Genomic DNA, 24,510 nt, shown 5'->3' on the forward strand with positions numbered 1-24,510 from the left:
GAGATATTAAGGAGGAAATTAACATGAAGGTTTTATTAACAGGATTTGATCCATTTGGAGGAGAAAGCGTAAACCCGGCATTCGAGGCAATCAAGCTTCTTCCGTCAACAATTGCGGGGGCAGAGATCGTATATGTAGAGATTCCTACAGAATTCAAGAAAAGTGCACCGGCAGTTGAAGCGGCAATCAAAGAACATAACCCGGATATAGTGATCAATGTAGGTCAGGCAGGCGGACGTTCCTGCGTCACTGTAGAAAAAGTAGGAATCAACCTTGCAGATGCCCGGATTCCGGACAATGCAGGTGACCAGCCACTTGATGAGCCACTTCAGGCAGACGGTCCAACCGGATACTTTGCAACAATTCCGGTAAATGCAATGGTTCAGAATGTACGTGCTCACGGACTTCCATGCCATGTATCTTTCACGGCAGGAACCTACGTATGCAACTGTGTAATGTACAATGTACTGCATATGTGTGCAACCAAATACACTAACATCCGTGCCGGATTTATCCATGTACCATATGCTTGCGATCAGGTTGTAGATAAGGCGAACGGAATGGCAAGTATGCCGCTTGAGACAATCGCAAAGTCTCTGGAGTATTGTGTTGAAGCTGTAGTGAATAATACAGAAGATGTAAAAGAGGTTATGGGAACTACTCACTAGTTTTATGAAAGAAAAAAGTACCGCTGTGTCAGAATGAAGCTGATGCGGCGGTGTTTTTTTGTAAAATTTTATTGGAAATATAATTTCATGTCGCTTAATGAAAATGGACGTTCATTATATATTAAGAAATTCTATTATAAAGAAAAAGAATTGATTTGTCACGGGCAGAAATGTTATGTATAATATGCATAAAGAAAGTCGAAGCGGAAATAAGAAAAATGAACAATTTTATGAACGGAGAGAGCTTTTTCAAAAAACAAGTTGATTAAGAAGGTGAAGAAAAAAATCTAGTGGGGAAAAGATTATCGTAAAAATAGAATATGGATGGAAAACAATAACAGAGGCGAAGGAGAAGTGAAATGAGTAATTTAATGGGGATGCTGACGACTATCCAAAGTTATGTATGGGGACCTCCGACATTGTTGCTGTTGATCGGTACAGGGCTTTACTTTACGATTAAATTGAGAGGACTGCAGATCACAAAATTTCCACGTGCAGTAAGGGCCATTTTTGAAAAAGAAAGTGGGACCGGAAGCGGAGAAGGAGATGTATCGGCATTTGCGACTCTATGTACAACGATGGCAGCAGACATAGGAACGGGAAGTATTGTTGGAGTTGCAACGGCGCTTCGAATTGGTGGACCGGGATCGTTATTCTGGATGTGGATTTCAGCCATACTTGGTATGGTGACGAAATACTCAGAAAGTCTTTTAGCGGTAAAATACCGAGTGACGGACGAGAATAACCAGATGGCCGGCGGACCGATGTTTTATATCCAAAATGGTATGGGAGAGAGATTTATCTGGCTTGCAAAAGTCTTTTCTGTGTTTGGCATGTGTACAGCGTTATTTGGCTGCGGAACGTTCCCGCAGGTAAATGCGATCACAGAATCTGTCAATGTGACATTCCATATACCGATCATTGTAGCAGGAGTCATCATAACAGTGCTTACTGCGGTTGTAACGATCGGAGGAATTAAAAGTATTTCAAAGGTTGCTGAAATTGTGGTGCCGATTATGGCGCTTACTTTTCTTGGAGGCTCGGTAGTGGCGCTGGTGATCAACCGGGCGGCAGTACCGGATGCTTTTAAGACCATTTTTACCTGTGCATTTGCAAAAGAATCGGTAATCGGAGGAACTGCAGGAACAGGTGTCATTACGTTTATGACGGTTATGAGAACCGGGATTGCCAGAGGTGTCTATACAAATGAGGCAGGACTTGGAAGTTCACCGATCGTTGCAGCGGCAGCGAAAACGAATTCTGGTGTAAGACAGGGCCTTCTTTCCATGACAAGTGTATTTGTTACTACGATTCTGACCTGTTCCATGACAGGACTAGTTATCATCAGCAGCGGGCTGATGGACAGTTCGGATATGAACGGAAGCACACTTGTTACAGCTGCTTATAACATGTGTCTGCCACACAATATAGGCATGCATCTGATCGCAGCAGGAATTATGTTCTTTGCATTTACCACTATTCTGGGATGGAATTATTACGGAGAACGCTGCCTGGTTTATCTGACCGGCACAACAAAATGGATCAAACCATATAAGATCATCTACATTGCAGCGATTGCACTGGCACCGTTTTTATCGCTGGAACCAATCTGGCTCCTGGCAGATATCACGAATGCGTTGATGATTATTCCGAACCTGATCGCAATCATTGCACTTAGAAAAGTGATCATTGGAGAAACAAAACTGTATTTTTCAAAACAAAATGAAGAAAAAATGTCTGCTGCGGTAAAAGCAGTGGAGTAAGAAAAGAAACCACCGCATTGGAAATGAGATCTGATGCGGCGGTATTTTTGCGTTAGAGGATAAATAAGGTTGTGACACCAACGCCCCAAAAAGAAAGTTAACAGGTTTACACTCGCATAGAGTATGAGTGGTACAGCGCAGGTAAGTATAATCTGTGTTTCCATCAATTCTCTTCCTGCAGATTCCAACACATCCAGAAAATCATTCGATACCGTTGAACAGGCGGATTTCCAAATATATGTACTCCGGTTCCCTTCGAGGCAATGGAGATGAAACCCAGGAATCGTGGAAGCCTTTGCTGAACACGATTCCCGCTTTCAGGGGTTCATCGGAATGTTTTGCCGAGGGGAACCGGAGTACATATATTTGGAAATCCGCCGCCCACCAACCTATAAAATTTTTCCCCCACCAGTTGGAAATCCCCCTCATTTCTGCTAAAATGGAACACAGAGAAAAGGAGCGAACACAATATGAATTTTGCGCATTTGCACGTCCACACGGAATACAGCCTTCTGGACGGTTCGAATAAAATTAAAGAATATGTTGCCAGAGTCAAAGAACTGGGGATGACAGCGGCTGCGATCACAGACCACGGTGTCATGTATGGCGTCATTGACTTCTACAGAGCCGCAAGAGCGGCAGGAATCAATCCTGTACTGGGATGTGAAGTCTATGTGGCACCGGGATCCAGATTCGATAAAACAGCCGTAGGACGCGATGAGGACCGATATTATCACCTGGTACTTCTTGCCGAGAATAATACAGGATACGCCAATCTGATGAAGATCGTGTCACGTGCATTTACGGAAGGTTACTATTATAAGCCAAGAGTAGATTATGAGCTTCTGGAGACCTATCACGAAGGAATCATTGCCCTCAGTGCATGTCTTGCCGGAGAGGTACAGAGAAACCTGGCGAGAGGGATGTATGAAGAAGGAAAAAAAGCTGCGCTTCATTATGAACAGATTTTTGGGAAAGGCAACTTTTTTCTGGAACTGCAGGATCATGGGATTCCGGAACAGCGCACCGTTAACCAGCAGTTGATGCGTCTGTCGCAGGAGATCGGAATCGACCTTGTGGCGACAAATGACGTGCATTATACTTACGCAGAAGATGAAAAGCCACATGATATCCTGCTTTGCCTTCAGACAGGGAAAAAGCTCGCAGACGAGGATCGGATGCGCTATGAAGGCGGACAGTACTACGTGAAGTCAAAAGAAGAGATGGCAGCACTTTTCCCATATGCACCGGAGGCGCTGGAAAATACACAGAAGATTGCAGACAGATGCCATGTAGAGATTGAATTTGGTGTGACAAAGCTTCCGAAATTCGATGTGCCGGAAGGATTTACCTCATGGGAATATTTGAATAAGCTCTGTTTTGACGGACTAAAAAGACGATATGGAGAAGACCCGGATCCAGCCCTTGTGGAGCGCCTGAATTATGAATTGGGCGTTATCAAAAGCATGGGTTACGTGGATTACTTCCTTATTGTATGGGATTTCATTCATTTTGCAAAAAGCAACGGAATCATGGTTGGACCTGGGCGTGGATCTGCGGCGGGAAGCATTGTGGCGTACACACTTGCGATCACCAATATCGATCCGATCCGGTATCAGCTGCTGTTCGAGCGTTTTCTGAATCCGGAACGTGTGTCCATGCCCGATATCGACGTGGACTTCTGCTTTGAAAGAAGGCAGGAAGTCATTGATTATGTTGTGCGTAAATACGGCAAAGACCGGGTAGTGCAGATCGTAACCTTTGGTACACTGCAGGCGCGCGGGGTGCTGCGGGATGTGGGAAGAGTTATGGATCTTCCGTATGCTTTTGTGGATTCAATTGCAAAGATGATTCCGAAAGAACTGAATATTACACTGGATAAATCCCTGAAGATGAACCATGAGCTGAAGAAGCTCTATGATGAAGACCCACAGGTAAAAGAGCTGATCGATATGTCAAAGAGACTGGAAGGTCTGCCACGGCATACATCCATGCATGCCGCGGGAGTCGTGATCAGCCAGAAGGATGTGGATGAATATGTTCCGCTGGCACTTGGAGCGGACAACAATGTAGTCACACAGTTTACCATGACCACGCTGGAAGAACTGGGACTTCTGAAAATGGATTTCCTTGGGCTTCGTACCCTGACCGTCATCCAGGATGCGATCAGACTGGTTGAAAAAAGTACCGGTGTGAAGCTGGTAACAGAAAAATTAAATTATAATGATAAAGCAGTGCTTGACTATATCGGAACCGGAAAGACGGACGGTATTTTCCAGATAGAAAGTGCAGGGATGAAGAGCTTCATGAAGGAACTTCGTCCACAGAGTCTGGAAGATATTATCGCCGGAATTTCTCTTTACCGGCCAGGTCCGATGGATTTCATTCCACAGTATATCAAAGGAAAGAACCATCCGGAGCTGATTACTTACGAATGCCCGCAGTTAAAGCCGATCCTGGCACCGACCTATGGCTGCATTGTATACCAGGAACAGGTTATGCAGATCGTGCGTGACCTTGCCGGATATTCACTTGGGCGAAGCGACCTTGTACGCCGTGCCATGAGTAAGAAAAAGGGCGACGTGATGCAGAGAGAGCGTCAGAATTTTGTATATGGTAATGAAGAAGAAGGCATTCCGGGCTGTGTCAAAAATGGAATCGATGAAAAGGTTGCGAATAAGATCTATGATGAAATGATCGATTTTGCAAAGTATGCGTTCAACAAATCACATGCGGCAGCGTATGCGGTTGTCTCATACCAGACAGCGTATCTGAAATATTATTATCCGGTAGAATATATGGCAGCGCTTATGACTTCTGTCATCGACAATCCGGGAAAGGTTGCCGAATACATTTACACTTGCCGACAGATGGGAATTTCTATCCTGCCGCCGGATATCAATCGTGGGGTTGGTGATTTTTCTGTAGATAACGGTAATATCCGTTACGGACTTGTGGCGATCAAGGGGGTTGGAAGACCGGTGATCGAGCAGATCATCCGGGACAGAGAAGAGCATGGCACGTTTCGTGATCTGAAGGATTTTCTGGAACGGCTTTCCGGTAAGGAAGTCAATAAACGTGCGGTAGAAAACTTTATCAAATCCGGCGCATTTGACAGTCTGAAAGGGACCAGAAAGCAGTTTATGATCATTTATGTACAGATCATGGATCAGGTAGCACAGAACAAGAAAAATTCGCTTGCCGGACAGATGTCGCTCTTTGATATTGTAGATGACGAACAGAAAAAAGAATTTGAGGTCACGCTTCCGGATGTGGGAGAATACCAGAAGGAAACGATGCTTGCATTTGAAAAAGAAGTACTCGGCGTGTATATCAGCGGACATCCATTGGAAGAATATGAAGAGAAATGGCGCAAGAGTATTTCCGCAACGACATTGGATTTTCAGCTTGATGAAGAGACCGGACGGACAAAAGTGCGTGACGGGTCAAGGGAGATCATCGGTGGTATGATCACATCGAAGACGATCAAATATACAAAGAAGAATCAAACGATGGCATTTATTACCGTAGAGGATCTTCTTGGAACGGTAGAGGTTGTCATTTTCCCGCAGAGCTATGAGAAAAGCCAGCAGTATCTGCAGGAGGACAGCAAAGTATTTGTGCGGGGACGTGTATCGGAAGAAGATGATAATGCAAGTAAGCTGATCTGTGAAGAGGTGATTCCGTTTGAGATGACGAAAAAAGAACTGTGGATCCAGTATACCGACAAACAGAGTTACCTTCAAGATGAGCAGAATCTGTTCCGGATGCTCGCGGAAAGTGAGGGTGAGGACCAGGTTGTAATCTTCTGCAAAGCGGAGAGAGCGGTAAAAAGACTGCCTAAAAACGCAAATATCCAGGTAGAACCTGGAATTTTGAGCAGATTGACGAATTATTTTGGAGAAGATTGTGTAAAAGTAATAGAAAAACCCATTGAAATGAAGGGGTGAATATTATACAATAACGTGTGAATTGAGATAAATTAAGCAAAAGGATAGTAAAGTTACAAAGTAGAAGAGACGGAGGAGACATATCATGGCAGAAAAAGTAATCAGAACTATCGGCGTATTGACCAGTGGAGGAGACGCACCGGGAATGAACGCTGCAATCCGTGCAGTTGTAAGAACCGCATTGGGAAAAGGACTGAAGGTAAGAGGAATCAGAAGAGGTTATTCAGGACTTCTTAACGAGGAAATTATTGATTTAAGTGCCAGAGATGTATCAGACACGATCCAGAGAGGTGGAACGATTCTTCTGACAGCCCGTTGCGAGGAAATGCGTACACCAGAAGGACAGCAGAAAGCAGCAGCAATCTGTAAGAAATATGGAATTGACGGTCTGGTAGTTATCGGAGGAGACGGTTCCTTCAAGGGAGCACAGAAATTATCTGATTTTGGAGTAAATACAATCGGACTTCCGGGAACGATCGATCTTGATATCGCATGTACAGAATACACAATCGGATTCGATACAGCGGTTAATACAGCGATGGAAGCAATTGACAAAGTACGTGATACATCTACATCACATGAAAGATGTAGTGTTATCGAAGTTATGGGACGTGATGCGGGATACCTTGCACTGTGGTGCGGTATTGCCAATGGAGCAGAGAAGATTCTTCTTCCTGAGGAACATGACTACGATGAAGCAAAGATCATTGCAGACATCAAAGAAAGCAGAAAACGCGGTAAAAAGCATTACATTATCATCAATGCCGAAGGTATCGGTGATTCTATGAATATGGCAAAGAGAATCGAAAAAGAGACGGGTATGGAGACACGTGCTACTATTCTTGGTCATATGCAGCGTGGAGGAAGCCCGACAGCAAAAGACAGAGTTTATGCATCTATCATGGGATCTCTTGCTGTAGATCTTCTTCTTGAAGGAAAAACAAACCGTGTAGTAGGATACAAACATGGCGAGTATATTGATTTTGATATCAACGAAGCACTGGCAATGCAGAAAGGAATTCCGGAGTACCAGTACGATATCGCAAAACAGCTTGCCATCTAATAACAGACAGATTGGATGACGTGTATGACACAGGATGTATTATTGACGATTTCCGGACTGCATGATATGGCATTTGCAGATCCGGAAGAAAATGAAGAGAATGAGCCGATCGAAGTGATTACTCCGGCGAGCTATTACTGGAAGAACGGAAAGCATTATATTCTTTATGATGAAGTAATGGAAGGGATTCCGGGGGTGGTTAAGAATAAGATCAAGATCACCGGTGAAGATTCGATGGAGATCATGAAGAGCGGAATTACGAATGCACATATGGTATTTGAGAAGAATCAGATGAATGTCACATATTATGATACACCGTATGGGCAGCTTCATGTCGGAATTCATACACGGAAGCTGGATGTGAATGTGGATGATGAGCGAATTGATATTGCTGTGGAGTACGGGCTTGATGTGAATCATGAAGCGACGGCAGACTGCCGGATCGCAATGAGCATAAGACCGAAAGCACAGGCAGAGGAAGCAATTTCAGGAAAATAAAACAAAAAGGGTAAATGATTCAATCAGCTCAGAATCATTTACCCTTTTTTGTTACTTGTTCCGCAGTCTTGCCCAGAATCCTTTTTTCTTAGGTGGAGTCTCAAGAGAACCTCTGACTCCTTTTACTGCAGTGATGTAAATACCGCTTACGGTTGCTTTTACTTCTTTTTTGACTGGAATAAGATCATAGATGCTTGCATCACACATCAGAGTCATGATCTTTGGTCCGACTTTTGCCTTGACTACAGGTACCTTTGAACGACGAAGATACTTAGGTGTATTCTCAAGAACAACTGACGGGAAACCGGCATCTTTAAGCTTCATCTTACCTTTGTCGATAACCAGGATGTTGACCTGCTGTGCAGCAGCTGCAATCATCTCTTCCTGTTCTGCCTGCTTTTTCTGCGCTTTCTTACCGAGGAAATACAGAACAACCAGGGCGATAAGCAGTACGGCAAGAATTACCAGTAATACGATCGTTATCTTACTCACGGGTTTTCCTCCTCAAATCATATTTACACATAGCTTATTGTAGCATTGTTTGTAGACAAGTGCAAGTAATTTGAAGTTTTTGGCGGCTTTTTGAAAGTAATGGAAAATCTGAAATAAATGTGAATTTTGGGAAATCCCTTTTCAATGACGGATTATGTGTTATAATCATATGTAGCGCTCTGATGTGGGTGATTTGGACAGTCAGAGAGAATGAAGATATAAGAGGTGTAAAAGAAAATGAAAAAGAAATTAGCAGTACTGGCAGCAGGTATCTGTGCATTGTCATTATTTCTTACCGGATGCTCCGGTGAGATTTCCAATGATTATGTTACGATTACAAAATATAAAGATGTGGAGATTGATAAAGTAGATGCGGATGCGGTATCGGATAATGATGTAGAAGCACAGATCAACAGTGTACTTCAGTCTAAATCAACTACAACAGAAGTTACAGACCGTGCAGCACAAACCGGAGATACGGTAACGATCGACTACGAAGGAAAGAAAGATGGTGTGGCATTTGATGGTGGAACAGCGACAGATGCACAGCTTACATTAGGAAGTGGTCAGTTTATTGACGGATTTGAGGATGGCGTTGTCGGACACAATATTGGCGATACTTTTGATCTGGATCTGACTTTCCCGGAGAACTATGGAAATGAAGATCTTGCAGGTCAGGCAGTTGTATTTACCGTTACACTGAAGGGAATCAGCCAGACCGATGTACCGGAACTTACCGATGAATTTGTACAGAGTGTTTCTGATACTTCCAAGACGGTGGAAGAGTACAAAAAGGAAATTAAAAAATCTCTGAAAAAAAACGGCAAAGAAAACCAGCAGAATACAATCAAGGAAAATGCATGGAAAGCAGTACTTGAGAACACAACTGTGAACAAGTATCCGAAGAAGGATCTGAAGAATATGATCAGTTCGATCAAGACACAGTATAAGAATATGGCATCTTATTATAACCTTGATTTTGCAGATTTCCTTAAACAGTATATGAATATGGATGAGGAAACTTTTAATTCAAAGGCAACCCAGGCTGCAAAGGATCAGGTAAAGGCCAACCTTGCGGCAGATCTGATCATTGAGAAAGCAAAGATCGATGTGTCAGATAAGACACTTGAGAAGAAGTATAAGGAGTATGCAAAGGCTTACGGATACGAAGATGTAGATGCACTCAAAAAAGCACTGGAAGATGCTGGAAACCTGGAGAATCTGGAGAAGACAGCAAGACTGGATATCGTAGAAGACTGGGTAGCAGACAACTGCAAGCAGGTGAAAAGTACTTCATCTGACAGCAGCAAAAGCGGTTCAAACAGTACAGGAAGTACCGGCAGCACAGAAAATACAAAATAGATATAAGCAAACATTCAAAAGGCGGAGAATAAAATCTCCGTCTTTTTTCTTCCTGAAGGGAATGGTATGATATAGAAAGTAATTGTTTTTACAAAATGAAATATACTACAGGAGGACAAGATGAAAGCAGTACTTTTTGATATGGATGGCATCCTGATCGATACAGAGAAATATCTGACAGTATACAAACAAAAGGCAATGCGGGAGGCGGGATACCGGTTGGATCTGGAAACGGCATACAAATTCCGCAGCTGTGCATCCGTATTTGCAAGAGAGCAGATGAAGGGAATTTTTGGAGAGGATTTCCCATACGATGAGCTCAGACGGCGCAGACAGGAGCTGATGAGTGATCATATTGCGCGTTTCGGAATTGAGAAGAAACCGTATGTGGAAGAGACGATCAAGGAGCTGAAAAGACGTGGTTATCAGACGGCAGTCGTGACGGCTACAGCGGAAGACAGGGCTGTGCGTTATCTGGAAATGGTCGGATTTAAAGAGCTGTTTGATGAAATCATCAGTGCATCTATGGTGAAATTGGGAAAACCGAGACCGGATGTGTATCTCTATGCCTGTGAGAAGATCGGGCGGAAGCCTGAAGAGTGCATGGCGGTCGAAGATTCACCGAACGGGGTAAATGCGGCTTACCAGGCGGGCTGCCATGTGACGATGGTTCCGGATCTGACACCTGCAGACGAAGAGGTCAAAAAGATGGCAGATCATGTCGTTCCAGACCTGCGAGGACTTCTGGAATATCTGAAATAACCCCTGAAAATGAGGAGAGCCGATATCCGGTTTCCCGAATATCGGCGTTTATGAAAAAGAAAAATTTTATTATGTGAAAAGGTTTATTTCCTTTTGACAATTATTAGTATACTCGTATCTTGTGAAAAAAGTGTGTTTATAATTTGAAAGAATTATGAACGTTTGTGAACATGTTATGCATATATTCTGAAGGGACCGCAGACAGCAGAGTCTGCAGCCCGACAAAAGGGATTTAGTCTGTTCCGGGAAGCATCGACCGGACGAAAAGCGAAAACAATTCCCGCATACATGGAGAAGTAAAAAACATGGATTCCGGATGCCACTGAACGCCAAGTGCAAAAGGCTGTCCTTCGATTTCAATTGCCTCAACTGTGCCATCAGAAGTGTGTGCACATGCATGGACATTTTTTCCGAGCAGATGAACGGACTGATGGTGGAAACTATTGGTATACAGAGTGTCTCCGGTCAGTTTATGAAGATGGCTGTCTTTGGCGATGAAAATCTGGTGCCACATATCGCTGCGGTTCTGTGAGGTCTGCATATGCAGAAAAGGATCTCCGGGCTGACAGGAAAGATCCTGGTAGATACTTCCGCCACAGGCGGCGTTGAGCACCTGCATACCCCGGCAGATGCCGATTACCGGAAGATGACGTTTTAAGATTTCCTCTGCAAAATGAATCTGGAAAAGATCTACAGAAAGATTGGTCTGTCCTACACCTGGAAGTGGATCTTCATTGAAGAGAAACGGTGTAAAATCACCTCCTCCGGGGAGCAGAAATCCATCGCATATGTCAAGATAAGAATTGATCGGGAAGTCCTGAGGAAGAATCGGTATCAGCAGGGGGATTCCTCCGGAAATGCGGACTGCCCGCACATAGGTATCGGTTACAAACTGGTTTTTGCCGTCGAAGCCACAGCATAAGATTCCAACAACTGGTTTCATATTTACAATCCTCCTCTTTATCAGATAAATCAGTTGTTACAAAATATGTGGAGTCTGTATGAAATATGTATTATAATAAAAAAAGCAACATGCCAGATGGCAGGAAAGGAGTTCCTATGAAACTGGTTATTCCGGAATATAAAACATTAGAACTTGATACGATATTTTTAGATATGAACGGGACGATCGCTGTGGACGGCGTGATCCCGCCGAGTGTGAAGGAACGTCTTATCGCACTTTCAGAGCAGTTCCGAATTTATGTACTGACTGCAGATACGCATGGAAATGCGAAAGCGCAGTGCGAAGGGCTTCCGGTGATCCTGGAGACATTTCCGACAGGTAATGCAAAGGAGTATAAAAGGGAATTGGTAAAAGCGACCGGTGCAAAACGCTGTGTGGCAATCGGTAATGGCAGAAACGATGAGTGGATGCTGAAAGAGGCGGCGCTTTCCATCGCTGTTATGGACCGGGAAGGGGTCTATGGGAAATTATTGAAAAATGCGGATCTCTGCGTCAGATCTATGCAGGATGGACTGGATCTTCTGCTCTATCCAGGTCGGATCATTGCAGGACTCCGTGGATAATATTTGCAGAAGAATACGTAAGAGTATGTGGAAGGAGAAAAGATGCGTCAGGCTATAGTGACATTGAAAAAGGGCGAGGGACGTCTGCTGAAATCAGGCGGCGCCTGGATATTCGATAATGAAATTGATTCGATTATGGGAGAATTTGAGAATGGTGATATTGTGATCGTCCATGATTTTGACGGGTACGGAATGGGAAGAGGATTTATCAATATGAATTCTAAGATCCGGATCCGTATGATGACAAGAAAGCAGGATCAGGAGATCGATCATGCATTTCTGGAAATGCGGGTGAGAGATGCGTGGGAATACCGGAAAAAGACAGTAGATACATCAAGCTGCCGTGTGATTTTCGGGGAAGCGGATTTTCTTCCCGGACTGGTGATTGATAAGTTCTCGGATGTGTTGGTTGTAGAGTCTCTTGCACTCGGAATTGACCGGATGAAAGAAGAAATCGTGGACATTCTGAAAGCGGTACTTTCAGAAGATGGAATTACGATCCGTGGCGTGTATGAACGAAGCGATGCAAAGGTTCGTCAGAATGAAGGCATGGAGAGAGTCAAAGGCTTTATCGGTGAAGAATTTGATACCAAAGTTGAGATTGTGGAAAATGGTGTCAGATATATGGTTGATGTCAAAGACGGACAGAAGACAGGATTTTTCCTGGATCAGAAATACAATCGTCTGGCAATCCAGAGACTTTGCAAGGATGCAGAGGTGCTGGACTGCTTCACGCACACAGGCTCTTTTGCGCTGAATGCAGGGATTGCAGGGGCAAAGCATGTGACAGGTGTAGATGCTTCAGAACTTGGCATAGAACAGGCAAGAGAGAACGCAAGACTCAATGGATTAGAGGATAGAGTTGAATTTGTCTGTGCAGATGTATTTGACCTGCTTCCAAAGCTGGAAGAAGAAGGAAAGCAGTATGATGTGGTAATCCTGGATCCACCTGCATTTACCAAATCCCGTAAGACGATCAAGAATGCGACAAAGGGATATCGTGAGATCAATATGCGCGGAATGAAGCTGGTAAAACCAGGCGGATATCTGGCAACTTGTTCCTGCTCGCATTTTATGGATTATGAGCTTTTTACGAAGACGATCCACCAGGCAGCGCAGAATGTGCATAAGAGAGTCAGACAGGTAGAATACCGGACACAGGCGCCAGATCATCCGATTCTGTGGTCGGCAGAAGAATCGTATTATCTTAAATTCTATGTGTTCCAGATCGTGGATGAAAAATAAAGTGTTGTAGTAGATAAAAAAGGTATCGAAAATCAAACATAAATGATTTTCGATACTTTTTTTAATAGTGTACATATTTCAGATTTGATATTCTATTCAAACTGCGCAGCCGATAATGCAACATAATCCGCAGCATTTTTATAAATTGACTGGATCTCTTCCTCAGTAAGAGGTCTTTTTACTTTTGCCGGGCTTCCGATAACCAGCATTCCATCCGGAATAACTGTGTTCTGAGTAACCAGACTTCCGGCACCGATCAGGCAATGCTTTCCAATCTTTGCACCGTTTAAAATCGTACTTCCCATCCCGATTAGAGACGCGTCACCAATTGTACAGCCGTGGATCACACAGTTATGACCAACAGTGACATCATCACCGATAACGGTCGGAAAACCGTAATCTACATGGACGGTGCTGTTATCCTGGATATTACTGCGCTTGCCAATCGTGATAGACGATTCATCACCGCGGACAACGGCATAATAGAACACACTTGAGTCTGCATCGATGGTGACATCACCTAGGATGACGGACTGACTGGCAATGTGCGCCTGTGATGAAATATTTAAAGAAGACATTACAGCAGATTCCTTTCTCGTTATAAGATTATTTTTTGGCTTCAACAGCTTTGACCGGGTTTTTGGCGGCTGCTTTTGTATCCTGTTCCGCTTCCGGCTGATAACCGTTGATATTATATTTCTGCTCGTAATAATCAAAGGTGGATACATAATTGTTGTCTTTCAATTTCCGTACACTCTTAGTGTATTCGTGCATATCGAAATTGGAAGAATCCAGTTCCAGGATTGCAACGGCAATGTTAGAACAGTGGGCTGCAATACGATCATAGTTGGTGAGCAGATCGTTAAATGCAAATCCGGTGTTCAGATCACACTGCCCGTTACGGAGCCTTTTAATATGACGCATTTTCAAATCGTTGCATAAAATACCGATCAGTTCGCGAAGCGGTTCTACTTTGGCAGCATTTACAAGGTCTTCATCTACAAATGAATTGATCGTGAGATCAAGGAGCTCTTTTAATGCGGATTCAAGAACATGAAGCTCGTATTTGGCTGCATCTGAAAAAATACGTGATTTTTCATGAAGTTCCTGTGCAACACGGGAAATATTGACTGCATGGTCACCCAGACGTTCAAAATCACTGATCGTATGAAGGAACTTGGCGGTCTGTTTGGACTGTTCCGGTGTCAGGTCGTGCATATTGAGCTGCATCAGATAGGTTCCCAGTTTATCTTCGTATTTGTCGATCAGATTTTCCTTTTCCTGAATTTTGTTGAACTTATTATCTGAAAAATCTTTCAGCAGTGCAAGGGCGCGACGGATATTTTTGTATGCTTTCTTTGCCATTCCGTTGACTGCAAGCTGGCTCTGTGTGATTGCCAGTGGCGGATAATTGAGGAAACGTTCCTCAAGAAGATCGAAATCTGCCTGCTCTTCGTTGTCTTCATCGGTATCTTTAATAAGGAAGAAGACAAGCTTTTCAATCTTGCCGATAAATGGAGCAAGAACAAGGATCGTCAGAAGCCGGAATACCGTATTCAAAAGTGCCACACGGAAAGGTGACATAATTTCACCCATAAATGGGAAATGCACGATGGCATTTACAGAATAGAATACGATGGACCAGAAAATCATACCAAATAAATCGTTCAGCAGATAGATCAGAGCAGTACGCTTTCCGTTCTTGTTCGTTCCGATTGAGGAAAGAAGAACCGGACATGCGGCGCCAACGCCGATACCCATTGTGATCGGAAGTGCAGCTGCAAAGGTGATCGATCCGGTAATGGACAGTGCCTGGAGGATACCTACAGAAGCAGAAGCACTCTGCAAAACTGCTGTAAATACGATCCCGACAAGGATTCCCATAAATGGATTCGTGAACATGGTCAGAAGTCTGACGAAATGCGGATTCTCTTTCAGAGGAGAGACAGCACCGCTCATGGTCTGCATTCCGATCATCAGGATCGCAAAGCCAAGCATGATGTCACCGATATCAGAATACGGTTTTTTCTTGATAAATGTACGGAAAATAATTCCGATGATTGCTACGATTGCAGAAATTGTAGCGGTTGATAAAAGCTGCGCGATTCCGCTGGAACCATCAATGTAGGAGAGACATAGGATCCATCCGGTGATACTGGTTCCGATGTTGGCACCCATGATGATACCAATTGCCTGTGCGACCTTCATCATACCAGAGTTTACAAATCCGACTACCATAACTGTCGTTGCAGAGGATGACTGAATGATAGCGGTTACGACAGTACCGAGCAGAAGTCCTTTCAGAGGAGTATTGGTCAGCCTGTATAAAATAAGTTCAAGCTTATTGCCGGCAACTTTCTTCAGACTGTCGCCCATCAGTGACATACCGTATAAAAACAGGGCTACCCCACTGAGCAATGACAAAACCATTGTAATTCCCATAATTTTGTTTTCCTTTTCTTTAAGCATTAGTTTACATTTTGTCGCAAAAAAAATATCGTACAGCTACTTTAAATATGAAAAGTCTGCATGCAGATCACACAAAGTGACGCTATACGACACTCTTATTATATAACAAGAAAGTTTCCATAGGTAGACTGAAACGATATTTTTTTACACTTTTTTTACAAGGACTTAACTTTTTCTATACATTCGGTAGCAAAAAGAGCCGCATTTTCAAGGTCTGTGCGTGTCGGATGAATCATTGCTTCGTCAAAATTCTGTAATTGCCTTCGGATTTGCTGGCAATCGCAATCTTTTGGTGTGTTCAGCAAGGATTCATATTTTTGACGGACAGCAAGCGGCATTTTCCCCTGGCAGATAAAAGAACCGAGATAGTGATTGTCATCTTCAAGCCAGATCCGGACGCTGGATGCGATCTCTTTGTAGTATTCCGGGCTGTTTCCGGCACCGCAGGTTCCAAAGAGAGCAACGGATTTGTCCGACAGACCGGAAAGGAAGTTGCCAATCTCGAGGCGGCAGGTTCCGCGGTGAACACAGAAACCAACAAAATAAATTTTGGCTTCTGGGAAATCGGTACGTTCATGAAGATTTATCAGATCTTTGGACATCCCCGGAAGGGATGCAAAAATTTCTGTTGCTATTTTTTTTGTATTTCCTGTCTCACTGTCATAGACAACAAGATAATCTAACATATAGTATTTCCTCCTGTCATTTAGTGGTATGTATAAGGAGAACCGCAGAAGAATCCACCGCCGCCACAGCAGAGATTGCACATGATGTTGGCAATGCAGAGCTTCACGCAGAAATCATTGTTGATCGTTGGTGTACCGCCATACATTGTCTGTTGTGTACGATACCAGCTTCCACCATTTTCAAGACGGCTGACAAGAGACTGATATTGATAGTTGGACGGCTCCAGACGAAGAGCTTCTTTGGCGTGCTCCAGGGCGAGGACATTATTGCCCATGCCGGAATTGGCGATAGAGCTGTAATAGTACCATCTGGCAGAACGGTCTTTGATTCCTGAAAGGACATTTAAAGCTTCTTTATAATGACCACTGTTCAGATAATTGGCGGCGGCACGCAGATGAATATCTTCTTCTGTCTCGGTTGTCTGCTGATTCTGATTGGTATACTGACCGTAGAAACCGCCGAATGGACCAAAACCGCCAAAACCTCCGTATCCGCTTCCGGCATCGCCAAAACCTCCGGAGCCTGTTCCGGTATATCCGGAGGCACCCATTTCTTTTTCTTTCATAATCTGCTGGTAAGCCTGTTGGATTTCTTTGAATTTGGCTTCTGCCTGATCTTTATTTGGATTGTTGATATTGGCATCCGGATGATAAATACGGCTTAATTTGCGGTAGGCTTTCTTGATATCCTCGTCGGAAGCATCCCGTGAAACGCCGAGTATTGAGTAAGGATCCTGCATAATTGATTATTCTCCTGATCGTTAGCTTTTTTTGATAAAAGTAGTCTGGCATTTTGGACAGCGGATCTCAATTTTACCTTTTCCCTTTGGGACACGGATCTTCTGCTTGCAGTTTGGACACTTGTAAATGTGGTGTGTCTTGCGCTGCGCTGCCATATACTTCTGTTTTGCAAAAAATCCACGGATCTTTGAAGTGTGCTGGAGAAATTTCTGGTTTTCCAGTGCACGCTTGTAGGTCTGACGTGAAAACATGCGATAGTAAGAGTATATCACGAATGCCCACCCAATTACATAAAAAATACGAAAATGGAAGATGCTTGTGATCAGCATCAGAATTACGCCGCTCCATAAGAGAAATTTGCCGAAGGTATCTACTCCGTACCTTCCATACATAAAACGCATCAGTTTTTCTTTCATAATGTTCACCCAATCTTTTTTATTTATAGAATATGATGATACCAGGGGCAAAAGGCCAGAAAGCACGTAGCAATCTGGTATCAAAGGGGTCAAAATACCTTTTGACCACAACATCATATGATACTATACGATGGTTTACATTGTACGCCTGCACACACAAAAATCAATAAACTCTCTATTAAAAAACTCTAAAAAGTATGTTATACTGCTGATATCGTGAAAATATGGAAGAAAATAGGACTTCTGAGATTACATGGCAATGGAGCAATCTGGGAACATCATATATAAAAAGCAGAGGAGGAAATTATGGGACGGAAAGAATATGGTCGGTATGGAAAGCATTCCAGGCGTGACCGGCGCAAGAAAAAAGGTGGAATCATCAGTACGGTCATTTTGATCGTTGCAATCTGTGTGTTTGCATTTTCTGCCTTTCAGCTGTATAAAATTTTTAACGGATATCACAAAGGGGAAAGTGAGTATGATGATCTGGTAAAGCTTGCGGTTACGGAAGATAAGGGGGAACAGGAGAACGGGACGGACGATCAGGATGGAAGCAGATTTTCCGTGGATTTCGATGCACTCAGACAGATCAATCCGGATGTGGTTGCATGGATCCGTTTTGATGAACCGGCGGTGATCAATTATCCGGTTGTGCAGGGAAGTGATAATTCAGAATATCTGAGTAAGACATTCAAAGGATATGACAATACCGTAGGAACGATTTTTGTAAATGCTTATAATCATGCGGATTTTAATGACAGAAACACGATCATTTACGGACATTATATGTATAATGGAACGATGTTTAATGAGCTGGAGCAGTATCACGAAAAAAGTTTCTGGGAAAAATACCCTTCCTTCTATATTTATACACCGGATGGCAATGTGGCTACTTATCAGATTTATTCTGTTGGAGTGGTAAAAGATACTTCCGAAGGCTATACATATCAGTTCGCAGATGATGCGGCGTTTGCATCCTTCCTTGAAGCAACGAAGGCGTCTTCTTTGTATGATACAGGTGTGGAAGTGGGAAATGATTCGCAGATCGTGACGTTGTCCACCTGTACACGGGAGGGAAATGATGACAGAACGATCGTACACGGTGTCAGGGTAAATGTACAGCCGGCAGGAGAATAAAAGAGGAGTAAAGCGATGGCAGCAGAAGCAAAATTTGAAGTCGGAGATGTGATCCGGATGAAAAAACCGCATCCGTGCGGAAGCTCAGAGTGGGAGATCCTGAGAGTAGGGGCGGATTTTCGTCTGAAATGTCAGGGATGCGGACACCAGGTAATGGTACCGCGCAGACTGGTTGAAAAAAATACAAAAGAAATAAGAAAAAAGGCTTGAAACAAAGCTTGAATTATGATATCATACCAACTTGTGATATATTATTTATCCTTGTTCCCGGCGGATCCGGGAGCCAAAAGACCATAAGGAGGTGCAGGACATGAGCAAATATGAATTAGCAGTTGTTGTCAGCGCAAAACTCGAAGACGACGCCAGAGCAGAAGTAATCGAAAAGGTGAAAGCACTTGTTACACGTTTCGGTGGTAACATTACTGACGTTGACGAATGGGGAAAGAAGAGATTAGCTTACGAAATCCAGAAGATGAAAGAAGCTTACTACTACTTCATTCACTTTGAATCTGAAACAACAACACCAGGCGAAATCGAAGAAAGAATTCGTATCATGGATGGTGTAATCAGATATTTATGCGTGAAACAGGAAGCTTAGAAAGAGGCAACGTATGAATAAAGTAGTTTTAATGGGACGTCTGACAAGAGATCCTGAAGTGAGATATTCACAAGGTGAGAACGCTCTCGCTATTGCAAGATATACATTAGCTGTAGACCGCAGATTCAAGCGTGACGGAGAACAGACCGCAGATTTTATTAACTGTGTTGTGTTCGGAAAGAGTGCTGAATTTACAGAACGTTATTTCCGTCAGGGAATGCGCGTAGTGGTTTGCGGAAGAATCCAGACCGGAAGCTATACCAACAGGGATGGTGTAAAGGTCTATACAACAGAAGTTGTTGTTGAGGAACAGGAATTCGCAGAAAGTAAGAATGCTAGCAGTGCTAATACACAGTCTTATCAGACAGCCCCGGCACCGGCGCCAAGCGCTGATGCAGGTGACGGTTTCATGAACATTCCAGACGGAATTGATGAGGAGTTACCGTTTAATTAAGGTTGAAAGGAGATGTGTACAATGGCATTCGAAAAAGGAAACAGACCGGATTCTCCAATGAAGAGAAGAGGCGGACGCAGAAGAAAAAAAGTTTGTGTATTCTGTGGTAAAGAAAACAACGAAATCGATTACAAAGATACAGCAAAATTAAAGAAATATGTTTCTGAGAGAGGAAAAATCCTTCCGAGAAGAATCACAGGAAACTGTGCAAAACATCAGAGAGCTCTTACAGTAGCAATCAAGAGAGCAAGACATATCGCTTTAATGCCATACGTTCAGGATTAATCGAATATGATCAGAACAGGATTTCCGTTTTGGAAGTCCTGTTTTTTTACTGTTTTTCTGGCTGGCAGACGATTGAAAAAGGAGTCATTTGGGGTTAGAATAAGAAAGAGAAAGTTTTGAAATCTAAAAAAGAATTGGAGAATCAATTATGAAAAAACCAGTTTTAGTAATTATGGCAGCAGGAATGGGAAGCCGTTATGGCGGACTTAAACAGATCGATCCAGTTGATAAAGAGGGACACATCATTATGGATTTTTCCCTGTTTGATGCAAAAAGAGCCGGATTTGAGAAGGTTATTTTTATTATAAAGAAAGAAAATGAAGACAGTTTCAGAGAAGCAGTAGGAAACCGTATGGCAAAATATATGGAGGTTTCTTATGTATTTCAGGATATCAACAACATTCCGGAAGGTTTTGAAGTTCCGGAAGGCAGAGTGAAACCGTGGGGAACCGGACATGCAGTCCTCAGCTGCATTGATGAGATCGACGGGCCATTTGCTGTTATCAATGCAGATGATTATTATGGAAGACATGCGTTTGAAGCAATTTATAATTATCTGTCTGAGCATGAGGATGATGATAAGTATCGTTATGCGATGGTCGGATATCTTCTGAAGAATACAGTAACAGACAATGGTCATGTGGCAAGAGGAATCTGTACGACCAATGAAGAAGGGGAACTGGTAAATATTACCGAAAGAACCCGCATTGAGAAGCGTGACGGTAAGATTGCGTTTACCGAAAATGATGGCGAAACCTGGGAAAATTTACCAGAGGATACACTGGTTTCCATGAATATGTGGGGATTTACGAAAAGCATACTGGACGAGCTGAAAGCAGAATTTCCACAGTTCCTGAAGAAAGGACTTACTGAAAATCCGATGAAGTGTGAATATTTTCTGCCGGCAGTCGTAAGCAATCTTCTGGAGGCAGACCGCGCAACAGCAGCGGTTCTTCCGTCGGAAGACAAATGGTACGGCGTAACTTATAAAGAAGACAAACCGGTTGTCGTAGAAGCGATCCGCAATCTGAAAAAAGAAGGTCTTTATCCGGAAAATCTCTGGGAAGAGTAGAAATTTGTTAAAATTTAGTAAATAGTTCATTTGATTTACTAAAAAATACAAATAATTTAGTAAAAACACTTCCATATAGGCAGGATGTGTGCTATAGTGTGTAAAGAAAAGTAAATGATTCTAATTTCAGGAGGAAAAAATCATGGCAATTTTAGTAACAGGCGGAGCCGGATTTATCGGCAGTCACACATGTGTAGAGATGCTGAATGCAGGATATGAAGTTATTGTAGTAGATAATCTTTGCAATGCTTCTGAAGAAGCAATCAGACGTGTAGAGAAGATCACCGGTAAGAACGTTACATTTTATAAAGCAGATATCAGAGATAAAGAAGCACTGGATCAGATTTTTGACAAAGAAAGTGTAGAATGTGTCATTCATTTCGCAGGACTTAAAGCAGTCGGAGAATCTGTTGCAAAGCCACTTGAATATTATCAGAACAATATTGCAGGTACACTTACACTTTGTGATGTTATGCGTAACCACAATGTGAAGAACATCATCTTCAGTTCTTCAGCAACGGTATATGGTGATCCGGCATTTATCCCGATTACAGAAGAATGCCCGAAGGGAACCTGTACGAATCCTTATGGATGGACAAAATGGATGCTTGAGCAGATCCTGACAGACCTGCATAAGGCAGATCCGGAGTGGAATGTTGTCCTTCTTCGTTACTTCAATCCGATCGGCGCACATGAGAGCGGACTGATGGGAGAAGATCCGAAGGGTATCCCGAACAACCTGCTTCCATATATTGCACAGGTTGCAATCGGTAAGCTGGAATGCCTGGGGGTATTTGGTGATGATTATGATACACCGGACGGAACAGGTGTGAGAGATTACATCCATGTGGTTGACCTTGCAATTGGACACGTAAAGGCGCTGAAGAAGATCCAGGAAAAATCAGGCGTAAGCATTTATAATCTTGGAACCGGAGTGGGATATTCAGTACTGGATGTATTGCATGCATTTGAAAAAGCATGTGGAAAAGAGATCCCTTACCAGATCAAGCCAAGAAGAGCCGGAGATATCGCAACATGCTACTGTAATGCAGAAAAAGCAAAGAACGAGCTCGGATGGGTTGCAGAACGCGGAATCGACAAGATGTGTGAGGATTCATGGAGATGGCAGACAATGAATCCGAATGGATACGAAGCTTAATAAAAGAAAGAAAAATGTGTCAGGGTGTACGTTCCCTGGCACATTTTTTAGTTCCCTAATATCCGGAAAGGTGATATAATACAAATATCTATAGGTTTTAAGAGGGCTGAAAGATGAAAAAGGATATAAAGTTAAAGGGACAACTGAAATTGTATATGCAATGGCCGGGAATTATGATTCTTTTCCTTATCCTGATGAATATCTGGATCTTCAGGATGGATCGAAAGGCCGGGCTGCTTATGAGTGCGTTTGTGCTGGTTTATGCAGTCGTCATTGGCATTATGTATTTTTACAATAAGTCTCTGATTCTGGCAGACATGGTAGAGTTTGCAGCGCAGTACGGGATTGTCCAGAATACACTTCTGAAGGAACTTTCGATTCCATATGCGATTTTACTGGATGATGGAAAAATCATCTGGACGAACACACAGTTCCGGGAAGTCCTTGGGACGACTATCCGGAAGGATACCTATCTGAGTAAATATATTCCGGAGTTGAACCGGGGCGTATTTCCAAAGGAAGAGAATGAATCGGTAAGCCTGGAATTCAATTATCTTGACAGAGATTATCAGGCTGAGATCCAGTGCGTATCGGTCGAAGGTTTCAGTGAGACAGAGCAGCTTCTGGAGATACCGGAGGAAAAGGAATATTTTATTGCGATACATCTTCAGGATGTGACAGAGCTGAACCGGTATATCCGGGCGAATGAAGAGCAGCGGCTGGTGGCCGGACTGGTTTATATTGATAACTATGAAGAGGTCATGGAAAGTGTTGAGGAAGTAAGGCAGTCTCTTCTGGTGGCATTGATCGACCGTAAGATCAACCAGTATATTGCGGATTTTTCCGGTATTGTGAAGAAGCTTGAGAAAGACAAATATTTTGTTGTAATTAAAAAAGAAAGCTTCAATCGAATGGAAAAAGACCGTTTTTCTTTACTTGATGAGGTAAAAGGAGTCAGTATCGGCAATCAGATTCCGGTTACATTAAGTATTGGGCTTGGACTCAGTACAGATACCTATGCTGCAGGATATAATTATGCCCGTATAGCGATCGATCTTGCACTTGCAAGAGGCGGAGATCAGGTAGTTGTGAAGAATAACAAGGGAATCAGCTATTATGGCGGAAAGCGTGAGCAGACTGCTAAGAATACCCGGGTAAAAGCAAGAGTAAAAGCAGAAGCACTCCGGGAGTTTATCACCGGAAAAGAGCGTGTGATCGTAATGGGACATAAGATGGCAGATGTGGATTCATTTGGTGCGGCAATCGGTATTTACCGGGCAGCAAGTGCGATGGAAAAGAAAGTCAATATTGTCCTGAACGATATTTCTGTGACACTCAGACCGCTTTATGAAGCATTTACTGATGATCCGAAGTATCCGGATGATCTGTTTGTGACTTCTCATGAGGCGGAGGAACTGGCAGATGACAATACAATGGTAGTTGTTGTTGATACCAATAAGCCAAAGATGACAGAATGTGAACGCCTGCTTCGCCTGACGAAGACGATTGCAGTTCTGGATCACCACAGACAGAGTGATGAAGTGATTGAGAATGCGGTTCTGTCGTATATTGAGCCATATGCTTCCTCGGCGTGTGAGATGGTAGCAGAGGTTCTTCAGTATATCGGCGATGATCTGCGTTTGAATTCCATGGAAGCGAACAGTATGTATGCAGGTATTCTGGTTGATACCAACAATTTCATGTCCAGAACAGGAGTCCGGACCTTTGAGGCAGCTGCGTACCTGAGAAGATGTGGCGCAGATGTTACTTATGTAAGAAAACTCCTCCGTGATGATATGGCATCTTACCGGGCAAAAGCTGCAGTAATCAGCAGTGCTGAGGTATATCGGGATGTATTTGCGATCGCACGAGGCGAACATCTGGGAATTGAAAGTCCCACTATTATCGGAGCAAAGGCATCAAATGAGCTTCTCAATATTGAGGAGATCAAGGCTTCTTTTGTACTGACTGAATATAATGGTAAGATTTACATCAGTGCACGTTCCATTGATGAGATCAATGTACAGATCATTATGGAGCGGCTCGGCGGAGGCGGTCATATCAACACTGCCGGTGCCCAGTTTCCATATTCCGATATGGAAAGAGCGATTGAAACTCTGAAAAAGACAATCGATATTATGATAGAAGAAGGAGATATTTAAG

At 43.2% G+C, this 24,510-nt stretch carries 24 protein-coding genes; 17 read left to right on the top strand and 7 right to left on the bottom strand.

Annotation, left to right across the window (positions count from 1 at the left end):
- Positions 1–23 precede the first annotated feature (23 nt).
- The 5 genes from pcp to PG418_RS09410 all read left to right on the top strand — a co-directional run bounded on the left by pcp (position 24) and on the right by PG418_RS09410 (position 7,942).
- Positions 24–668: a pyroglutamyl-peptidase I gene (gene pcp / locus PG418_RS09390; RefSeq protein WP_008368953.1), complete on the top strand. Its 645-nt coding sequence runs from the start codon at positions 24–26 to the stop codon at positions 666–668.
- Between the two features lie 359 nt (positions 669–1,027).
- Positions 1,028–2,431 (top strand): alanine/glycine:cation symporter family protein, encoded by a 1,404-nt coding sequence (locus PG418_RS09395; RefSeq protein ID WP_498837324.1) that lies wholly within the window; start codon positions 1,028–1,030, stop codon positions 2,429–2,431.
- Positions 2,432–2,901: 470 nt separating this feature from the next.
- Positions 2,902–6,381 carry a DNA polymerase III subunit alpha gene (locus PG418_RS09400; RefSeq protein WP_498837325.1) on the top strand — a complete coding sequence of 1,160 codons (3,480 nt, stop codon included), beginning with the start codon at positions 2,902–2,904 and terminating at the stop codon, positions 6,379–6,381.
- Positions 6,382–6,466: 85 nt separating this feature from the next.
- Positions 6,467–7,444, top strand: a complete 978-nt coding sequence (gene pfkA / locus PG418_RS09405; RefSeq protein ID WP_055247911.1) for a 6-phosphofructokinase — start codon at positions 6,467–6,469, stop codon at positions 7,442–7,444.
- A 24-nt stretch (positions 7,445–7,468) separates the two neighbouring features.
- On the top strand, positions 7,469–7,942 hold the full coding sequence (locus tag PG418_RS09410; protein WP_055247913.1) for a YwiB family protein: 474 nt from the start codon (positions 7,469–7,471) through the stop codon (positions 7,940–7,942).
- A gap of 51 nt (positions 7,943–7,993) precedes the next feature.
- Here the strand turns inward: PG418_RS09410 and PG418_RS09415 are convergent, their stop codons facing one another.
- Positions 7,994–8,434, bottom strand: coding sequence for a hypothetical protein (locus PG418_RS09415; RefSeq protein ID WP_022221110.1), 441 nt, complete (start codon positions 8,432–8,434; stop codon positions 7,994–7,996).
- Between the two features lie 237 nt (positions 8,435–8,671).
- Here PG418_RS09415 and tig point away from each other — a divergent pair, with 237 nt between their 5' ends.
- Both tig and PG418_RS09425 read left to right on the top strand, forming a co-directional pair.
- A complete protein-coding gene (gene tig / locus PG418_RS09420; protein WP_498837326.1) occupies positions 8,672–9,796 on the top strand; it encodes a trigger factor in 1,125 nt (374 codons plus the stop codon).
- Positions 9,797–9,916: 120 nt separating this feature from the next.
- Positions 9,917–10,558: an HAD family hydrolase gene (locus tag PG418_RS09425; RefSeq protein WP_008368935.1), complete on the top strand. Its 642-nt coding sequence runs from the start codon at positions 9,917–9,919 to the stop codon at positions 10,556–10,558.
- Positions 10,559–10,790: 232 nt separating this feature from the next.
- Here PG418_RS09425 and PG418_RS09430 read toward each other — a convergent pair whose 3' ends face one another.
- Positions 10,791–11,501: a gamma-glutamyl-gamma-aminobutyrate hydrolase family protein gene (locus tag PG418_RS09430; RefSeq protein ID WP_173692360.1), complete on the bottom strand. Its 711-nt coding sequence runs from the start codon at positions 11,499–11,501 to the stop codon at positions 10,791–10,793.
- A gap of 116 nt (positions 11,502–11,617) precedes the next feature.
- Here PG418_RS09430 and PG418_RS09435 point away from each other — a divergent pair, with 116 nt between their 5' ends.
- Complete coding sequence (locus PG418_RS09435) at positions 11,618–12,085, top strand: HAD family hydrolase (protein ID WP_022221108.1); 468 nt, start codon at positions 11,618–11,620, stop codon at positions 12,083–12,085.
- Positions 12,086–12,127: 42 nt separating this feature from the next.
- A complete protein-coding gene (locus PG418_RS09440) occupies positions 12,128–13,330 on the top strand; it encodes a class I SAM-dependent rRNA methyltransferase (RefSeq protein ID WP_117824228.1) in 1,203 nt (400 codons plus the stop codon).
- Positions 13,331–13,422: 92 nt separating this feature from the next.
- Here PG418_RS09440 and PG418_RS09445 read toward each other — a convergent pair whose 3' ends face one another.
- From PG418_RS09445 to PG418_RS09465, 5 genes are all read right to left on the bottom strand, one after another.
- The gene (locus PG418_RS09445) at positions 13,423–13,908 is read right to left on the bottom strand and encodes a gamma carbonic anhydrase family protein (protein WP_498837327.1); all 486 of its coding nucleotides are present in this window, start codon (positions 13,906–13,908) and stop codon (positions 13,423–13,425) included.
- A 28-nt stretch (positions 13,909–13,936) separates the two neighbouring features.
- Positions 13,937–15,772, bottom strand: a complete 1,836-nt coding sequence (locus PG418_RS09450) for a Na/Pi cotransporter family protein (RefSeq protein ID WP_022221105.1) — start codon at positions 15,770–15,772, stop codon at positions 13,937–13,939.
- 182 nt (positions 15,773–15,954) lie between these two features.
- Positions 15,955–16,485: a flavodoxin family protein BilS gene (bilS, locus tag PG418_RS09455; protein WP_022221104.1), complete on the bottom strand. Its 531-nt coding sequence runs from the start codon at positions 16,483–16,485 to the stop codon at positions 15,955–15,957.
- 20 nt (positions 16,486–16,505) lie between these two features.
- Positions 16,506–17,225 (bottom strand): J domain-containing protein, encoded by a 720-nt coding sequence (locus PG418_RS09460; RefSeq protein ID WP_055155544.1) that lies wholly within the window; start codon positions 17,223–17,225, stop codon positions 16,506–16,508.
- A gap of 21 nt (positions 17,226–17,246) precedes the next feature.
- Positions 17,247–17,642, bottom strand: a complete 396-nt coding sequence (locus PG418_RS09465; RefSeq protein ID WP_022221103.1) for a zinc ribbon domain-containing protein — start codon at positions 17,640–17,642, stop codon at positions 17,247–17,249.
- A 306-nt stretch (positions 17,643–17,948) separates the two neighbouring features.
- On the opposite strand from PG418_RS09465, the gene srtB reads away from it, so the two are divergent.
- The 8 genes from srtB (at position 17,949) to PG418_RS09505 (ending at position 24,509) form a co-directional block, all read left to right on the top strand.
- Positions 17,949–18,779 (top strand): class B sortase, encoded by an 831-nt coding sequence (gene srtB / locus PG418_RS09470; protein ID WP_117824224.1) that lies wholly within the window; start codon positions 17,949–17,951, stop codon positions 18,777–18,779.
- Positions 18,780–18,794: 15 nt separating this feature from the next.
- Positions 18,795–18,989, top strand: a complete 195-nt coding sequence (locus tag PG418_RS09475) for a DUF951 domain-containing protein (RefSeq protein WP_022221102.1) — start codon at positions 18,795–18,797, stop codon at positions 18,987–18,989.
- 100 nt (positions 18,990–19,089) lie between these two features.
- On the top strand, positions 19,090–19,377 hold the full coding sequence (gene rpsF / locus PG418_RS09480) for a 30S ribosomal protein S6 (RefSeq protein WP_008368913.1): 288 nt from the start codon (positions 19,090–19,092) through the stop codon (positions 19,375–19,377).
- Between the two features lie 13 nt (positions 19,378–19,390).
- Positions 19,391–19,831, top strand: a complete 441-nt coding sequence (locus PG418_RS09485; RefSeq protein ID WP_055262097.1) for a single-stranded DNA-binding protein — start codon at positions 19,391–19,393, stop codon at positions 19,829–19,831.
- 21 nt (positions 19,832–19,852) lie between these two features.
- Positions 19,853–20,116, top strand: coding sequence for a 30S ribosomal protein S18 (rpsR, locus tag PG418_RS09490; RefSeq protein WP_008368909.1), 264 nt, complete (start codon positions 19,853–19,855; stop codon positions 20,114–20,116).
- 148 nt (positions 20,117–20,264) lie between these two features.
- Positions 20,265–21,188 (top strand): nucleotidyltransferase family protein, encoded by a 924-nt coding sequence (locus tag PG418_RS09495; protein WP_498837328.1) that lies wholly within the window; start codon positions 20,265–20,267, stop codon positions 21,186–21,188.
- Positions 21,189–21,330: 142 nt separating this feature from the next.
- Complete coding sequence (galE, locus tag PG418_RS09500; RefSeq protein ID WP_022221100.1) at positions 21,331–22,347, top strand: UDP-glucose 4-epimerase GalE; 1,017 nt, start codon at positions 21,331–21,333, stop codon at positions 22,345–22,347.
- A gap of 113 nt (positions 22,348–22,460) precedes the next feature.
- Entirely contained in the window at positions 22,461–24,509 is a 2,049-nt protein-coding gene (locus PG418_RS09505; protein ID WP_498837329.1) for a DHH family phosphoesterase, read from the top strand.
- The last annotated feature ends 1 nt before the right edge of the window (position 24,510 follow it).

Source organism: Bariatricus sp. TF06-38A (genome assembly GCF_027690675.1).
Taxonomy (GTDB): Bacteria; Bacillota; Clostridia; order Lachnospirales; family Lachnospiraceae; genus Allocoprococcus; species Allocoprococcus comes.

Excerpts from the sequence above, each read along its gene's own strand:
- pcp (WP_008368953.1), top strand. The coding sequence starts at position 24 with ATGAAGGTTTTATTAACAGGATTTGATCCATTTGGAGGAGAAAGCGTA.
- PG418_RS09395 (WP_498837324.1), top strand. The coding sequence starts at position 1,028 with ATGAGTAATTTAATGGGGATGCTGACGACTATCCAAAGTTATGTATGG.
- PG418_RS09400 (WP_498837325.1), top strand. The coding sequence starts at position 2,902 with ATGAATTTTGCGCATTTGCACGTCCACACGGAATACAGCCTTCTGGAC.
- pfkA (WP_055247911.1), top strand. The coding sequence starts at position 6,467 with ATGGCAGAAAAAGTAATCAGAACTATCGGCGTATTGACCAGTGGAGGA.
- PG418_RS09410 (WP_055247913.1), top strand. The coding sequence starts at position 7,469 with ATGACACAGGATGTATTATTGACGATTTCCGGACTGCATGATATGGCA.
- tig (WP_498837326.1), top strand. The coding sequence starts at position 8,672 with ATGAAAAAGAAATTAGCAGTACTGGCAGCAGGTATCTGTGCATTGTCA.
- PG418_RS09425 (WP_008368935.1), top strand. The coding sequence starts at position 9,917 with ATGAAAGCAGTACTTTTTGATATGGATGGCATCCTGATCGATACAGAG.
- PG418_RS09430 (WP_173692360.1), bottom strand. The coding sequence starts at position 11,501 with ATGAAACCAGTTGTTGGAATCTTATGCTGTGGCTTCGACGGCAAAAAC.
- PG418_RS09435 (WP_022221108.1), top strand. The coding sequence starts at position 11,618 with ATGAAACTGGTTATTCCGGAATATAAAACATTAGAACTTGATACGATA.
- PG418_RS09440 (WP_117824228.1), top strand. The coding sequence starts at position 12,128 with ATGCGTCAGGCTATAGTGACATTGAAAAAGGGCGAGGGACGTCTGCTG.
- PG418_RS09445 (WP_498837327.1), bottom strand. The coding sequence starts at position 13,908 with ATGTCTTCTTTAAATATTTCATCACAGGCGCACATTGCCAGTCAGTCC.
- PG418_RS09450 (WP_022221105.1), bottom strand. The coding sequence starts at position 15,772 with ATGGGAATTACAATGGTTTTGTCATTGCTCAGTGGGGTAGCCCTGTTT.
- bilS (WP_022221104.1), bottom strand. The coding sequence starts at position 16,485 with ATGTTAGATTATCTTGTTGTCTATGACAGTGAGACAGGAAATACAAAA.
- PG418_RS09460 (WP_055155544.1), bottom strand. The coding sequence starts at position 17,225 with ATGCAGGATCCTTACTCAATACTCGGCGTTTCACGGGATGCTTCCGAC.
- PG418_RS09465 (WP_022221103.1), bottom strand. The coding sequence starts at position 17,642 with ATGAAAGAAAAACTGATGCGTTTTATGTATGGAAGGTACGGAGTAGAT.
- srtB (WP_117824224.1), top strand. The coding sequence starts at position 17,949 with ATGGGACGGAAAGAATATGGTCGGTATGGAAAGCATTCCAGGCGTGAC.
- PG418_RS09475 (WP_022221102.1), top strand. The coding sequence starts at position 18,795 with ATGGCAGCAGAAGCAAAATTTGAAGTCGGAGATGTGATCCGGATGAAA.
- rpsF (WP_008368913.1), top strand. The coding sequence starts at position 19,090 with ATGAGCAAATATGAATTAGCAGTTGTTGTCAGCGCAAAACTCGAAGAC.
- PG418_RS09485 (WP_055262097.1), top strand. The coding sequence starts at position 19,391 with ATGAATAAAGTAGTTTTAATGGGACGTCTGACAAGAGATCCTGAAGTG.
- rpsR (WP_008368909.1), top strand. The coding sequence starts at position 19,853 with ATGGCATTCGAAAAAGGAAACAGACCGGATTCTCCAATGAAGAGAAGA.
- PG418_RS09495 (WP_498837328.1), top strand. The coding sequence starts at position 20,265 with ATGAAAAAACCAGTTTTAGTAATTATGGCAGCAGGAATGGGAAGCCGT.
- galE (WP_022221100.1), top strand. The coding sequence starts at position 21,331 with ATGGCAATTTTAGTAACAGGCGGAGCCGGATTTATCGGCAGTCACACA.
- PG418_RS09505 (WP_498837329.1), top strand. The coding sequence starts at position 22,461 with ATGAAAAAGGATATAAAGTTAAAGGGACAACTGAAATTGTATATGCAA.